Here is a 13,356-nt window from a genome sequence, read left to right as displayed (position 1 = left end):
TCTCCAATCCGCCAAAGAAGAGAACCCGCAATTCTACCTATGAAGGAAAGTAGCAGGTGAACTTATGCGAAAGAAAAGAGTACTGCTGTTTTCGGAAGGCTTCGGCACGGGCCATACAGGGGCAGCCTATGCTCTCGCCGAAGGAATAAAGCTGTTGAATCCGGATGTACAATGCCGGGTCATCGAGCTGGGAAAATTCCTGAATCCTACGGTCGCTCCTTGGATTCTTTCCGCTTACCGTAAAACAGTCAGCAGCCAGCCCAAGCTGGTTGGCATGATGTATAAGACCCAATACAATAAATCACTGAACCGGTTGACGAAGCTAGCGCTTCACCGGGTTTTTTATACACATGCCTTACAGGTTATCGAGCAGCTTAAGCCGGATTTAATTATTTGCACACATCCCATTCCCGCAGCCGTCATTTCGAGGTTGAAGCGGCAAGGGCTGAATGTCCCGCTCTTTACACTCATAACGGATTATGACGCACACGCCACCTGGGTCAACGCTGAAGCTGACCGGTATCTAGTCTCTACCCCGCGGGTAAAATCAATTCTGACCGGCCGCGGGGTATCTCCCGAGCTTGTGACGGTCACCGGCATACCGGTGCATCCGAAGTTCTGGGAGCGTTCCAACAAGACGCAGCTCCGCAAGGAGCTCGGGCTCGCCGATGTTCCTACCGTGCTCATTATGGGCGGAGGCTGGGGACTCATGTTCGGCAAGGATGTTATGGACTCGCTCACGGCCCGAATGGATGATATCCAGCTGATCTTCTGCATGGGTAGCAACGACAAGCTTGTAGCCAAGATGCAGGCCAACCCCCTGCTGAACCATCCCAACGTCAGGATACTTGGTTACAGCAGTGAAATCAACAAGCTGATGGACGCCTCGGATCTGCTGATTACGAAGCCCGGCGGAATGACCTGCACGGAAGGGCAGGCCAAAGGAATACCGATGCTCTTCTACAGCGCCATTCCCGGCCAGGAAGAGAAAAATTGCCAGTATTTCGTGGAGCTTGGCTTGGCCGAGGTACTGGATTCGAATGTCGTGGACAAATGGTTCTCCCTCCTGCTGCGTGAATATGCCGGACTGGAGGAGCAGCGGAAGCGCCGGCTGGCTCCAGAGCGCCAGCAACCGCATAATTGCGCCTCTACGGTACTGCAGCTGCTGGGCAAACCGGCTGACGGAAAAACCGATTTACGGGGAGCGCGGACACCGGCCCGCAATGAAGAGGCCGTCTATATCACCCCTTAAGCTCGAATGTTTGCCGCCAGTTCTGCCTAAACTGCAAAGCCAAAAAACCTCCAATCCGTTAAAGTATGGATTGGAGGTTCTTTTATTATACCGTCAGCGGGAGTTTAGATTTCCACACTTTCCCCTGCTTGCAGCGGATAGCCCTGAATCCCCTCCTGCCGCAGCCGGTCACAGAACTCTGCGCCATCCTGGGCAATCGCCGGAAATGTATTATAATGCAGCGGAACCACTTTGTCCGCACAAAGCCATCTTGCCGCCAGCAGCGCATCGTCAGGCCCCATCGTCAGCATGTCCCCGATAGGCAGCGCCGCTATATCAATAGCGTTTCGTTCGCCGATCAGACGCATATCTCCGAACAATGCCGTGTCTCCGGCATGAAATAAGGTTTTGCCTCCGATGGTGAGCAGAATGCCCGCCGGTTGTCCGGCATAAATCCAGGTATCCCCTTCTGTAATGGAGGAGGAATGAAAGGCCTGGGTATACTTCACGGTGATTCCTTTATAGGAATGGCTGCCGCCGGTATTCATGTGTTTGACCTCCGCACCTTTGATGCGGCAATATTCTGCCAGTTCATAGACAGCAAAGATCGGACAGTCATTCTTCGCGGCAATCTCCAGAGCATCTCCAAAATGATCGGAATGTCCGTGGGTGAGCAGAACCGCATCGACCGAAAGCTCATCGGGTGAGATCCCCGAATTCGGATTTCCCGACAAAAAAGGATCAATAATAACCTTGACTTCCTCCGTCTCAACAAGCAGCGCCGAATGACCGTAATAGGTGATTTTCATAGAGTGATCCTCCTAAAAGTTTTGCGGTATTATACTTGAAATCAAATTATTTATAAAAGGTATGATTGCCGATGGTCTTGGCGTACTCCTGCGAATGGTGGACCGTCAGATCCTGTGCCAGCTTCAGCGACAGGAAGAAATACGTATCATCCGTCACCTCTTTAACTCCAGAGAGCGCAGCATTTACCGCTTTAATGCTGTCTTTATTGGGTTTGACACGTTTAAGACGCCCGTTTGCCACAGGACTGAACTGGCTTTTCTGATAAATGACCTTATAAATGGTGTCGGGAAAATTGGCTGACCGCAGCCGGTTCAGAACAACGTTGGCAACTGCCACCTTGCCCTGGTACGGTTCGCCTTCTGCTTCTGCCATAACGATTTTTTGCAGCAGTAGCAGGTCTTCATCGGATACGGCGTAGCTCCAGGTTGCTTGCGCTTGCTGTTCCTGGCTTAATAACTGTGTCCGGGAGAAGAACAATTTAGCGGGGGGATGTTGCTGAGATGCCGTTTTCGCTTGTTTTACGGTCTGGCTCCCCTTGGCTGCCGCCTGTCCGAGCGCTTTCTGCGCTGTTGCAGGCGGTGCCTTCACCACAGCAGCCTTAATCTGAATGGTTACCTTCTTGGCTGCGCTTTGCGGCTTCAGCTTATCGGGAGTGAACCAATTCACGGCTGGCTTGCTGTTCCAGTTAAGCCTCAGATCGGCAACTGTGGTGTAGAGCATGGGTTTGGGTGTTTCGGTTATCCTCTTGGCACCGGTTGTGGCAGGATGCGACAGGACAGACGCGGCAGATGCATGGGTTGTCTGTAGTTTATTCATTGGTACTGTATTTTTGCCCTCTGATACACGCTCGGAGTTCATCAGGCTTATTGAAGAGAAACACACTAGAATAACGCCAACGAGCAGCGCAAGACAGCGATTTTGTTTAAAAATAACCATTTTTTACCTCCTATTTTACGGCACATTCCTATTGTATGTAACCGAAAATGGAAGCTTTGAAAACTTTCTTGTCGATTTTAATTTAGAAAAATGTCAATTTTTCAATCATTTCATACATAGGAATGGCATGCATTCTAGTAGCATACACCACAAAAGCATCTACCGTCCAGTCCTTTTCCGAACAATTGTTCTCCTTTTCTCCTCCACAGTGGCGTAAATCCGGCAGCTCTTCGGCGCTGAAGGGCTGCTCACCCCGGTATTTCCGGGCCAGAGTAATATGGGGATTGTACTCCCTTGTCTCGGCTTTAAAACCCAAGCCAGAAGTCGCATTAACCACGTCCCGCTGCAGTTCCGCAAGTCTCTCAAGCTCGCCGGAAACCCCTGCCCAGAGCACCTTAGGCGTTTGCGGAAGACCAAAAGTCCCCCAGTCCTCCAAGCTTAATCGAAACGGCTTGCTCTTTCCGGATATTTCCTTGAGCGCTTTAAGAAGTGCAGGGATTTCTTTCCTGGGTGTGTCACCGAGAAACTGCAGGGTAATATGATAATCTTCAGAATGTGTCCATTTTGCAAATTTCAGCTTCTCGGAGCATTTTTCAGACTCTTTTTCCAGTAATTTACTCAGGTTTGGAGGGACTTTTACGGCAATAAACAAGCGCTCAATATCTCGCTCAGACCTATTACGTTCCATAAAAATTTCACCTTTCCAGACAGATTTGTTATCCTTATTCTATACATTATTAGCCAATCCTATAAAAAAGTATAACGGGAGGGAACCATCATGACGAAATCCATTGTTTGTTTACAGCCCCTTACATCCCAGCAGCAGAAGCTCATTCTCGACGCCGCTCCAGGTTATACCCTCACACTGGGAAACGCCAAAAACCCGGATTTGGAGCTTCTGGCCAATGCAGAAATTGTAATCGGCTGGGGCAAGGGCATCAGCGATACGCTGCTGCGGCCGGATTCACCGCTGCGTTGGGTTCAGACTTGGTCGGCTGGTGTTGAGAAACTCCCGCTTGATCGTTTGGAGGAGCGCGGAATCCTGCTCACGAACGCCAGCGGCGTTCACGCCGAGCCGATCACAGCTGTAATCTTTGGCTTTATGTTGCTCTTCACCCGTAATTTGCATACAGCCGTACGCAATCAGCAGAACCGCCGCTGGCATTCGGAAGGCAATGAAAGTGAATTAACCGGCAAGACAGCCGTCATTGCCGGCACCGGCTCCATCGGCAGTGAAACGGCAAGAATCGCCAAGGCTTTCCGGATGAAGACCATCGGCATAAGCCGTTCCGGTAAACCGGTTGCCGATTTTGATCAGGTCTACACCACTGACGAGCTGCCTGACGCAGTCCGCCAAGGCGATTTCGTGATCAACACGCTGCCGCTCACCGATGAAACACAAGGGTTGTTTAATGCGGAAATCTTCTCCAACTGCAAGCAAGGCGCTTATTATATCAACATCGGCCGGGGAGCCACCACCCATACCGAAGACTTGATGGCCGCGCTAAAGAGCGGCCAGTTGGCCGGAGCGGGGCTGGATGTCTTTGAGACCGAACCCCTGCCGCAGGATCATCCGTTATGGGGAATGGAGCAGGTGGTAATCACCCCGCATTGTGCCGGCACAACAGACCGGTATGCCGACCGCATTGTTGATATTTTCACAGACAACCTGCAGTCCTATCTGCAAGATGGCGCCCCTTCGCGCAATAGGGTTGACTATAGCCGCCAGTACTGACGGCAGCTCACTCTATTGACTGGCGGCCAAGCAACGTGCAGCAAGCTTCTGCCGTCACGTTTATAACAAGTACAAGCACAAACAGCCCCTCACAGGCACATTTACTCCTTGCGTAAATGAACCCGTGAGGGGCCGTCTTCTTATACCTGAAAACGAGTTACCGATTCACTAAGCTCGGTCAGCAGTGTTTTCAGCTGCCCTATGCCAGCTGCAACTTCATTGGTGGCGCTGAGCTGCTCGTGGGCCGAAGCTGAGGTTTCTTCCACACCTGCCGCCGATTGCTGGGCAAGGGCTGAAATATGCTGGCTGAACTCGTTCATCGTTTCGCTTGCTGCGGTCATCTGCTGAAGATTACCGCCCATCTCTTCAATGGTGCCGGACATAACATGCACCGATTTGTTGATGTCATTCAAAGCTTCGCCTGTCTCAGCAATTTGCCGGCTGCCTTCTTCTGTCCTCATGACCCCCATACGCAAATGTTCGACCACCTCTTTGGAGTCCAGCTGAATGCCTTGCGTAATCCCGGTAATTTCCGATACCGTCCGCTGCACTTCCTCCGAAAGCTTCCGCACCTCTTGCGCCACAACCGCAAATCCGCGCCCGCTGTCTCCGGCTCTGGCTGCTTCAATCGCAGCGTTGATTGCCAGGAGATGCGTCTGTTCGGAAATGCTGCGGATCGAGCCAACCAGCCGGAAGATCCCCTCATTCTTGCGGTTCAGCTCCTCCACCGTTTCCATGGACTGTGATACGGCTTCAGCGATTTGCCCCATTTGTGCCACGGAGCTCTCCATTAATTGCTTGCCTCTGTCACCCTTTGTCCGCACCTGCCCGGAATGAAGCGACAGATCCATACCTTTGACTGCAAAAGCCTCAATCAGCATATTCAGATCCTCTATCGCTTTGGATGCTTCTACAGCTGCCTCCGCCTGGCTTCCAGAAGCTTTGGCCAACTCCTCCATGGTAAGGGCAATTTGCTGGCTGCCCTCCTTTGTATCGGAAATATTGCGGACCAGCTCATCCCCCTGCCGCGCGATAATACCAGAAACACTACGGATCTGATTCACAATCTCCAGCAATGTCCGGTTCGTATCGTTTACCGTCCTGGCAAGCAAACCGATTTCATCCTGATTTGCGATCAAGGTATCCTCTGATGTCAAATCACCGCCTGATATTTGTTGCAAATGAACGGTTACCTGCTTCAGCGGATTGATGATTGTCCGCCGGATAACCATATTAATCAGACTGATCACAACCAGCACTACCACTACAGTAATCAGATTCACAATAATGGAAGTATGAAAAATCTCAACGGAACGCTCGCCCTCCTCAGACGCGGCTTTCTGGCTGAGATCAACCAGAGCATCCATATCGGTCTGCATCGAATTAAACGCCGTAATCCCTTTTTGCGAGACCTCAAGTGCCAGTTCTTCGTCGCCTGCACCGCTCTGCTTGATCGCCTGGTTGTTAATAGTCATAAATTCATCCCATTTATGATTCAGCGACTGCAGCAGCTCCTTCTGATCCTTGTCCCGCAGCGTATTTCTATAGTTGGTCATAGATTCGGCCACTTTACGGATAAATTGGTCACGTTCTGTTTCCAGCTTCTTTTTCTGTGCAGCATCGGTGCTTAAAATATGCTGCATACTGACCGCCATGATATGTTCGGTGTAATAATTGACATTATGTATTTCTTCCAGCGCAGGGACCATTTGTTCAACAATATTTCCGGTATTCTTTTGCATACCGTTCATTAAATAGAGGGAAGTTCCTCCGATAATCAAGACCAGCAAAGCCAAAACAACGTACCCGGAAGCTATTTTGAAGCCGATGCTTTGCTTCCCCCTGGATGTTACCCCCTTCAATGTCCCATTAACGAATTTGTGTACAGATCCCTTAAGTCCCAGATCCTTTCTCATTTGCGCATCCTCCTCAAACTTTTCCGAAAATACATGAAATTCCATTCTGTTACATTTCATTTTCAAGAATGGGCAAAAAAACAGATCTACCTTATATTTCGGCAGATTGAAATGAGAAATTTATATAACGTAAGATATTCATTGTTGTCACTTTAGAACATACCAAAAGACCCAAAGCGCACCGTATAGGGGCTTTGGGTCTTCTGCAACGCCACTGAGTCTGCTGGCTTTCACCTTGAGTCTTTAGCCTTATTCATTTGAAACCGGTTAATCAATATCCAGCCCGGCTGCGGCAAGCATCACTTCCTGCAGATACAACTTCGCCGTTCCTTCGCCGTTTGTGATCCCTTCAAGCTTGATGCCGATCGTCTTTACGGCAGTCAGGTCAACCCCTTCTGCTTCTGCTTCTGCTTCTGCTTCAGCGGCAGACGGTAACGAAATGCTCAAAGTTGTATACCCTTTGGAGTCCACTGTTAGGGGCGCTCCGCTGTCCGACCATACCCAGCCAGCTCCTGTCTTGATGAACAAGCGCGCTTTAGCCGCGCCTCCCGACAGTTTGATCTTTGCGTTTATCGTATGGAGACCCGCAATATTCAGGTTTTTAGTCTTCTTATCCAAGCTTTGCCTGTCCTAGTCCAGATCGTAAATAGAACCGACCTTCAGACCATAAAGCTCATTGTAGATTTTCTCGGCAAAAGCATCTGTCATTCCGGCAATATAATCAATCACCATATGCTCCCACGTCCAGATCGGCCTCTGCGACCGCTGATCCTTCTCAAAGCGCTGCAGCCAGTCGCTCGGGATAATCGCCTTCGACGTTTCAGGATCGAGGAATGCGCCCCAAAGCCGCCGCAAAATCCACTCGCTGCGTTTCTGCAGCCGCTGCACACGCAGGTCGCGAATCATCGTGACCCAGGCGAAGCTTTTGAGCACACTGACCGTCCGCAGCATGTCCTCATCCTCTTTGCCCTCCTTGATAAAGGTGACCTTCTTCCAGTCTCCGTCGTGAATCACGCCTAAGCTGGCGACAAAGGTGCTGACCCAGTAGGCTTTAACCTCACGCCGGGTGCGGGAGTAATCATTTTCGCAGGTCGGCATTTTCTCCATCCATACCCGCAGGAATGAGCTCAGCACCTCTTCGACTTTGGCATGGATAGCCTCTGGCTTCCAGCCTTCCCAGAACAAATCCTCCAGCGTGGTAATCTTCTCGACGATCAGCCGCTGGATATAGGCATCATGCATAAAGTGCTCATGGACCTCGATCTTGCCTGCCTTTATGCCATCCTCCAAATCATGGGCGGAATAGGCGATGTCGTCGCAGAGGTCCATAAGCTGGGCTTCCAGCGTCTTCTTGCCTTCCGGCACCCCCCATTCCTTGCGGACTTCCCTGATATAATCCCATTCATGAAGATACATGCCTTTCTTGAGTACCGTGCCGGGAAAAGGATACTTGTTGATACCCAGCAGCACTGCGTCGGAAAGGTTCAGGCCGTCAATGTTCTCGCGCTTCTCCAGAAACATGATCAGCCGGAAATTATGGGCATTGCCCTCAAAATGCTCATATTGCCGTTTCAGATTTTCGTGGATCGTCTGCTTCTGCAGCGGACCCGCGCCGGATTTTAGCGCTTCCTCCTCAGTCTTTTTGGCCACGAGCTGCTCCAAAATATTATCGAGCACTTCTTCCCCTTTGTGGCCGAATGGCGGGTGGCCGAAATCATGCGCGATGGCTGCACATTCCACCACTTCGGGATCGATTACAAGACCCGGGTTGTCCGCCTGCCCCGTTTCCACCTCCGGGTAAGAGCGCAGCAGGCTCTTGGCGGCTTCACGGGCAATTTGTGCTACTTCCAGGGAATGAGTCAGGCGCGTGCGGTAATAATCGCCGGTTCCGGCGCCGAACACCTGTGATTTGCCTTGCAGCCGGCGAAAAGTCGGCGAATGAATCAGGCGCGAATAATCGCGTTCATATGCGGCTCTAGAGGTTTCCAGTCGGGTAATCTCCGGATATTGCCGATGCTCTCTTTTCTCAATAAGTGTCATATCCGCTGCCCCTATCCATTGATCTGTATTTAGTACTTCATTATAAGTCATTTTCGGCAGAACTTTCACTCTAAAATAGAAAGTTGAGCAACTGCCCGGCCGTTGTGAATAGTTTGTAAGGTGCATGGAGCATTCTAAAGCAAAATAACCCGGTTCCTTTGCCAGGGGTCATGTATGGAGTGAAAGGTGAATCTTATGAAAACAGGCCGCAGAATAACCTATACCACAATAACAGCATTCATGCTTCTGCTTGGGCTTACCAACAGCACACTAGCCAGTCCAAATATTAAAAACCGCTATTATTACGAGCAGCGCGGGGACATGATCTGGGAAGTTCCCACCAGTCAAAAATTAATAGCACTGACCTTCGACGACGGACCCGATCCTTCCGAGACCATTCAGATTCTGGATGTACTGCATAAATACAATGCCAAATGCACCTTTTTTGCTATCGGCAAAAAAATCGCCGCCTATCCCGAGGTAGCCAAGCAGGTGATTGCCGAGGGGCATGAGCTGGCTAACCATACTTACAACCATGTGTATTTCAAGAAGCCTATTTCCGAGCAGCAAATTCTGCAGGAGCTGGAGTTGACCGAAAAGGAAATCATAAAGATCTCAGGCAAACACAGCAGCCTGTTCAGACCGCCTGGCGGCATGTACGATGATACGCTGATTGATGTATCCAACAATATGGGCCTCAAGCCGGTGCTGTGGTCCTGGCATCAGGATACCCGCGACTGGAACCGTCCTGGTGTATGGAGTATCTACAGCAAAGTCATCCGCAATGCAAAAAACGGCGATATCGTACTGTTCCATGATTATGTACACGGACAGTCGCAGACGGGCGAAGCGCTCAAAATCATCCTGCCCGAGCTTGCAAAACGGGGCTTCCGGTTCGTCACCGTTTCCGAACTGATTGAATTATCCGATGCACAGCAGGTGAAGCATGGCCGACATCTTGCTTTTTGAATACTTTTGCCGGCCTTTCCGTGGCTCTTTAATTGCGATTGACCTCAAAATAAGGTAGTCTTGAGCTATTATTATGACTTTATGATCGCTGCTGCAGTCCATCCTTTAGGAGGCTTTATCCATGTCTGAGAACACTTCCTATACTACCGAGGAAATCGCCCGGTTATTGAAGATATCCAAGCTCAAGGTTTATGATTTGATCAAAAAGGGCGAGCTGCCCTCTTACCGTGTCGGTAAGCAAATGCGTGTCGACCTCTCCGATCTGGAGGCCTACAAGCAGAATTCGCGCAGCGGAGCTTCGGCCGGTCTGCCTGCTGGTGATGCAGCCGCATTGCCCCACACTCCCTTTACGCTGCCGCCAGCCACTTTTACAGCACCGCTTCACTTTTCCCAGCCGCCTGCGTTTACCGGTAAATCCGCCGGAGTCAATGTGGTCATTACCGGACAGGATATGTCGCTGGACATTCTGGCTACCCACCTGGAGCGCAGCCAGCCCTCTTCCCGGCCGCTTCGTTCCTATGCCGGCAGTCTGGACAGCCTGATTGCGATGTATCATGGGGAGTCCGACATTGTCAGCACCCACCTGCTCGACGGAGATACAGGAGAATATAACCTGCCCTATATCCGCAAGCTGCTTGTCGGCTTCTCCTATGTAGTGGTGCATATGCTGGCGCGAAGTGCAGGATTTTACGTGCTAAAGGGCAATCCGAAGGGCATCCATGACTGGTCGGATCTCCAGCAGAAGGGCCTCCGGCTGATTAACCGTGAGCGCGGCTCCGGTGCGCGGGTGCTGCTGGACGAGCAGCTGCGCCTGCACGGTATCCAGTCCGCCCAGTTAAGCGGTTATGACACTATAGAGAACAGCCATTTGGCTGTAGCCGGAATGGTGGCACGGGGCGGGGCTGACGTCGGCATCGGCACAGAAAAAGCCGCCAAGATTATTGACGGCATTGAATTCATTCCGCTCATTCAGGAGCGTTATGATCTTGTAATGATCAAGAAGCCGGAGCATGAGCAATGGATCGGGACAGTCATCGACATTTTACGGTCATCGGCTTTCAAGAACGAACTCAGCTCCATTCACGGCTATGACCTTACCGATACCGGAAGGGTCATTTACGAGACTTAAGTAGAACGCAGCCAGACGGTCCTTCCTACTCGGCTTCAGTGGAATATTTGATTTTATAACTTCCTTTGGTCGCGGCACCGACAATTTCCAGCTTGTATTTGCCGTCCTTTTTAATCTCCACCTGCTCTTCTGCAGCCTCATTCGTACGAAGCTCTTTCACAAGCTCATGATCGGGATCATACAGCTTCATGGACAGCTTACCTTTTTCCACTTTGGAGGTATAGTCCAGCAGCAGAGTTTCCCCTTCTTTAAGCTTTAGCGTCTTTGTTTCCGTACCTGACAGCAGCTTATAGGATGCCTTAATTTGTTTACCACTGCTTGATCCAACGAACATCAGCCTTTTTTCGCAGCCCGTAAGCAGCAAAGCAGATGTCAGTACTGCGAGTATCAGCAGGCTCCACTTTTTGTTCATTTCATTCACTCCCCGGTTCTAATCAAGTGCCCGCAATGCGGGCAATATTCCTCTTTAGCACTCACGCCGCTGTCTCTTTTGTGCTGCTGTCTGACCACAAAGTAGATCAGCAGCCCGATTAAATTGGGCATGTAGATTACAGCAGTCATCCACAACCATGTGTTCATCCCCATACGCGAAGCATCCCTGTAGATGAATACGGCTATAGCTCCATTCAAACCAATGAGCAGCAGCACGGCCAGCCCCATAAACAAAAACCAGCCGCGGTCCTCGCTAAAGACATCCGACATATAGGGAAACATCCAATATCCCATTAAGGCCAGAGTAAGCAAGAAGCCGGTTGTAAGAACCCAAAAAAGCAATTTGCCAAGCGGCTTATGTCTCGTCATATGCCGTCCTCCTTTGAGAATAATGCAGATGTCTGGTGTCCGCCTGCCCCATATACCTGAAAAGTCATGCCCGGGCTGCTGCACCCGATCTGCCGGACAGGCAGAACAGCAGCGCTGCGGCAGCAGATGTCTGAACGAGACCGAAGGCCAGCAGCAGGGCCAGCTTCCATAGCAGGGGAAGAGGACCCGTCAGCACGCAGGCTCCCAGCAGCATTAGCACAATAACTTGAATCCCCACGACAGCGATAATGCTTCTTCCCAATCTTTCTGCAGCCGTTATTTTCCGGAGCGTATCCGCAACAAGCCGGGGAGGAGCCAGGGCCGGTTCATTAAAATATTGGCTTAGCAGCTGATCCTGCGCTTCCTCTTCATTCATCACGTTTCCTCCTTTACATGCTGCATGGAGGTTTGCAGCAGCTTCTTCCCTTGATTGAGCCTTGACTTGACCGTTCCCACGGGAATGCCAAGCATCTCCGCAATCTCCTCATAACTGAATTCGTTGTAATAATAGAGAACCAGCGGCGCCAAATACCGCTTGGATAACGCACGCAGCCCCTGCTCCAGCTCGGCGTTCCGTTCATTCCGCAGCAAGGCCTCTTCCGTGAGAGGCGACGAATCCCGGATGTTCAGGAAATCCGCCTGGAAAGACGCCACACCCAGAAAACGATGCTGGAGTTTTTTCCATCTGCGGTAGCGGTCCCTATGCAGATTGACCGTAACCTGAAACAGCCAGGCTTTAAAGGATCGCTCACAATCATATTTCTCCAGCTTGCGGATGACCCGGACCCACACCTCCTGAAACAGGTCCTCGGCATCCTGGGCATTCAGGGTAAGGTGGCGGCAAAACCGGTACAAATCATCCTTGTATCTGTCGACGAGCAGTCCCAGCATTTCACGGCGGCCGGACCGGCACCCTTCAATGAGTTGTTTATCGGTAATCATGTGCCCCCGCCCACCCTTTCAATTAACATTACGAATGAACTCCAGGCTTTGTTCGAAATTTCACATAATCATTTATTAGCCGTCCTCAAATGTTCTGTTCTCTCTATGATCATAGTAAATAACCTCCGGTCTCACCATGATGCTTGATGGCAAAACCGGAGGTTATCCGCATAGTTCGATTCAAGAACGGCGATTGACAAACATCAGCATAACGGCTGAGATTACGATAATCGAGCCTACCCACATCCAGGCCAGCGTCATGTCGCCGCCGTCGACGGCCACATATATGGCGGTGGGCACCGTCTGTGTACGGCCGGGAATATTGCCTGCTACCATGATCGTAGCTCCAAATTCACCAAGCCCGCGGGCAAAGCCGAGCACATACCCTGCAGCCAGAGAACGGCTGGCAAGCGGCAGCGTTACATAACGCAGCACCTGCAGTTCACTGGCACCCTGCGCACGCGCCGCATCCTCAAGATCCTTTTCCACATCCTCAAATCCGGCCTTAACGGTCCGGTAGACCAGCGGAAAGGCCACAACCACCGCAGCAATAACGGCAGCCCCCCAGGTAAAGAGGATGGTATGCTCTGTGAACTGCTCATAGAGCCTGCCAATCCAGCTCCGCCGTCCCAGAATGACCAGAAGCACAAAGCCGACCACGGTAGGGGGCAGAACAAGCGGCAGCAGCAGAATGGTCTCGACCAGACTGTATCCGGGGAACCTCCGGCCCGCCATCTTTTTGGCAGCGAAGGTTGCCAGAAGGAATACGAGGATGCTCGTGATTACAGAGATTTTGACCGAAAGCCAGACCGGGGCGAAAAAATCAGTCCAATTAATCTCCATCCGC

Annotated in this window: 15 protein-coding genes; 4 read left to right on the top strand and 11 right to left on the bottom strand. The window is 51.1% G+C overall.

Annotation, left to right across the window (positions count from 1 at the left end; genetic code table 11):
- Nucleotides 1–64: 64 nt before the first annotated feature.
- Nucleotides 65–1,252 (top strand): glycosyltransferase, encoded by a 1,188-nt coding sequence (locus NSS79_RS05545; RefSeq protein ID WP_342438590.1) that lies wholly within the window; start codon nucleotides 65–67, stop codon nucleotides 1,250–1,252.
- Between the two features lie 104 nt (nucleotides 1,253–1,356).
- Here the strand turns inward: NSS79_RS05545 and NSS79_RS05540 are convergent, their stop codons facing one another.
- The 3 genes from NSS79_RS05540 to thpR form a co-directional block, all read right to left on the bottom strand.
- On the bottom strand, nucleotides 1,357–2,040 hold the full coding sequence (locus NSS79_RS05540) for a metal-dependent hydrolase (protein ID WP_342438589.1): 684 nt from the start codon (nucleotides 2,038–2,040) through the stop codon (nucleotides 1,357–1,359).
- A gap of 46 nt (nucleotides 2,041–2,086) precedes the next feature.
- Nucleotides 2,087–2,977, bottom strand: coding sequence for a cell wall hydrolase (locus NSS79_RS05535; RefSeq protein ID WP_342438588.1), 891 nt, complete (start codon nucleotides 2,975–2,977; stop codon nucleotides 2,087–2,089).
- Nucleotides 2,978–3,059: 82 nt separating this feature from the next.
- Nucleotides 3,060–3,629 carry an RNA 2',3'-cyclic phosphodiesterase gene (thpR, locus tag NSS79_RS05530; protein WP_342438587.1) on the bottom strand — a complete coding sequence of 190 codons (570 nt, stop codon included), beginning with the start codon at nucleotides 3,627–3,629 and terminating at the stop codon, nucleotides 3,060–3,062.
- Nucleotides 3,630–3,755: 126 nt separating this feature from the next.
- Between thpR and NSS79_RS05525 the strand changes: the two genes are divergently transcribed.
- On the top strand, nucleotides 3,756–4,712 hold the full coding sequence (locus tag NSS79_RS05525; protein ID WP_342438586.1) for a D-2-hydroxyacid dehydrogenase: 957 nt from the start codon (nucleotides 3,756–3,758) through the stop codon (nucleotides 4,710–4,712).
- A 140-nt stretch (nucleotides 4,713–4,852) separates the two neighbouring features.
- Here the strand turns inward: NSS79_RS05525 and NSS79_RS05520 are convergent, their stop codons facing one another.
- The 3 genes from NSS79_RS05520 to dgt form a co-directional block, all read right to left on the bottom strand.
- Nucleotides 4,853–6,628, bottom strand: a complete 1,776-nt coding sequence (locus NSS79_RS05520) for a HAMP domain-containing methyl-accepting chemotaxis protein (protein ID WP_342438585.1) — start codon at nucleotides 6,626–6,628, stop codon at nucleotides 4,853–4,855.
- Between the two features lie 267 nt (nucleotides 6,629–6,895).
- Nucleotides 6,896–7,246 carry a hypothetical protein gene (locus NSS79_RS05515; RefSeq protein WP_342438584.1) on the bottom strand — a complete coding sequence of 117 codons (351 nt, stop codon included), beginning with the start codon at nucleotides 7,244–7,246 and terminating at the stop codon, nucleotides 6,896–6,898.
- A gap of 12 nt (nucleotides 7,247–7,258) precedes the next feature.
- On the bottom strand, nucleotides 7,259–8,668 hold the full coding sequence (gene dgt / locus NSS79_RS05510) for a dGTP triphosphohydrolase (RefSeq protein ID WP_342438583.1): 1,410 nt from the start codon (nucleotides 8,666–8,668) through the stop codon (nucleotides 7,259–7,261).
- Nucleotides 8,669–8,863: 195 nt separating this feature from the next.
- On the opposite strand from dgt, the gene NSS79_RS05505 reads away from it, so the two are divergent.
- Both NSS79_RS05505 and NSS79_RS05500 read left to right on the top strand, forming a co-directional pair.
- Nucleotides 8,864–9,637, top strand: coding sequence for a polysaccharide deacetylase family protein (locus tag NSS79_RS05505; protein WP_342440304.1), 774 nt, complete (start codon nucleotides 8,864–8,866; stop codon nucleotides 9,635–9,637).
- A 121-nt stretch (nucleotides 9,638–9,758) separates the two neighbouring features.
- Complete coding sequence (locus NSS79_RS05500) at nucleotides 9,759–10,766, top strand: helix-turn-helix transcriptional regulator (RefSeq protein WP_342438582.1); 1,008 nt, start codon at nucleotides 9,759–9,761, stop codon at nucleotides 10,764–10,766.
- Between the two features lie 25 nt (nucleotides 10,767–10,791).
- Here the strand turns inward: NSS79_RS05500 and NSS79_RS05495 are convergent, their stop codons facing one another.
- The 5 genes from NSS79_RS05495 to modB all read right to left on the bottom strand — a co-directional run bounded on the left by NSS79_RS05495 (nucleotide 10,792) and on the right by modB (nucleotide 13,352).
- Nucleotides 10,792–11,178 carry a hypothetical protein gene (locus NSS79_RS05495; RefSeq protein ID WP_342438581.1) on the bottom strand — a complete coding sequence of 129 codons (387 nt, stop codon included), beginning with the start codon at nucleotides 11,176–11,178 and terminating at the stop codon, nucleotides 10,792–10,794.
- A 5-nt stretch (nucleotides 11,179–11,183) separates the two neighbouring features.
- The gene (locus NSS79_RS05490; RefSeq protein WP_342438580.1) at nucleotides 11,184–11,567 is read right to left on the bottom strand and encodes a hypothetical protein; all 384 of its coding nucleotides are present in this window, start codon (nucleotides 11,565–11,567) and stop codon (nucleotides 11,184–11,186) included.
- A 64-nt stretch (nucleotides 11,568–11,631) separates the two neighbouring features.
- Nucleotides 11,632–11,943, bottom strand: coding sequence for a hypothetical protein (locus tag NSS79_RS05485; RefSeq protein ID WP_342438579.1), 312 nt, complete (start codon nucleotides 11,941–11,943; stop codon nucleotides 11,632–11,634).
- On the bottom strand, nucleotides 11,943–12,509 hold the full coding sequence (locus NSS79_RS05480) for an RNA polymerase sigma factor (protein ID WP_342438578.1): 567 nt from the start codon (nucleotides 12,507–12,509) through the stop codon (nucleotides 11,943–11,945). Before NSS79_RS05480 ends, NSS79_RS05485 begins: the two co-directional genes overlap by 1 nt.
- A 180-nt stretch (nucleotides 12,510–12,689) precedes the next feature.
- Nucleotides 12,690–13,352, bottom strand: a complete 663-nt coding sequence (gene modB / locus NSS79_RS05475) for a molybdate ABC transporter permease subunit (protein WP_340894559.1) — start codon at nucleotides 13,350–13,352, stop codon at nucleotides 12,690–12,692.
- Nucleotides 13,353–13,356 lie beyond the last annotated feature (4 nt).

It is taken from the genome of Paenibacillus sp. FSL L8-0436 (assembly GCF_038593025.1).
Taxonomy (GTDB): Bacteria; Bacillota; Bacilli; order Paenibacillales; family Paenibacillaceae; genus Paenibacillus_AQ.
This window is presented reverse-complemented; position numbering and strand designations above follow the sequence as displayed.

What these genes read in the sequence shown, in the direction of transcription:
- NSS79_RS05545 (WP_342438590.1), top strand. Translation starts at nt 65, where the DNA reads ATGCGAAAGAAAAGAGTACTGCTGTTTTCGGAAGGCTTCGGCACGGGC.
- NSS79_RS05540 (WP_342438589.1), bottom strand. Translation starts at nt 2,040, where the DNA reads ATGAAAATCACCTATTACGGTCATTCGGCGCTGCTTGTTGAGACGGAG.
- NSS79_RS05535 (WP_342438588.1), bottom strand. Translation starts at nt 2,977, where the DNA reads ATGGTTATTTTTAAACAAAATCGCTGTCTTGCGCTGCTCGTTGGCGTT.
- NSS79_RS05525 (WP_342438586.1), top strand. Translation starts at nt 3,756, where the DNA reads ATGACGAAATCCATTGTTTGTTTACAGCCCCTTACATCCCAGCAGCAG.
- NSS79_RS05520 (WP_342438585.1), bottom strand. Translation starts at nt 6,628, where the DNA reads ATGAGAAAGGATCTGGGACTTAAGGGATCTGTACACAAATTCGTTAAT.
- dgt (WP_342438583.1), bottom strand. Translation starts at nt 8,668, where the DNA reads ATGACACTTATTGAGAAAAGAGAGCATCGGCAATATCCGGAGATTACC.
- NSS79_RS05505 (WP_342440304.1), top strand. Translation starts at nt 8,864, where the DNA reads ATGAAAACAGGCCGCAGAATAACCTATACCACAATAACAGCATTCATG.
- NSS79_RS05500 (WP_342438582.1), top strand. Translation starts at nt 9,759, where the DNA reads ATGTCTGAGAACACTTCCTATACTACCGAGGAAATCGCCCGGTTATTG.
- NSS79_RS05495 (WP_342438581.1), bottom strand. Translation starts at nt 11,178, where the DNA reads ATGAACAAAAAGTGGAGCCTGCTGATACTCGCAGTACTGACATCTGCT.
- NSS79_RS05490 (WP_342438580.1), bottom strand. Translation starts at nt 11,567, where the DNA reads ATGACGAGACATAAGCCGCTTGGCAAATTGCTTTTTTGGGTTCTTACA.
- NSS79_RS05485 (WP_342438579.1), bottom strand. Translation starts at nt 11,943, where the DNA reads ATGAATGAAGAGGAAGCGCAGGATCAGCTGCTAAGCCAATATTTTAAT.
- NSS79_RS05480 (WP_342438578.1), bottom strand. Translation starts at nt 12,509, where the DNA reads ATGATTACCGATAAACAACTCATTGAAGGGTGCCGGTCCGGCCGCCGT.
- modB (WP_340894559.1), bottom strand. Translation starts at nt 13,352, where the DNA reads ATGGAGATTAATTGGACTGATTTTTTCGCCCCGGTCTGGCTTTCGGTC.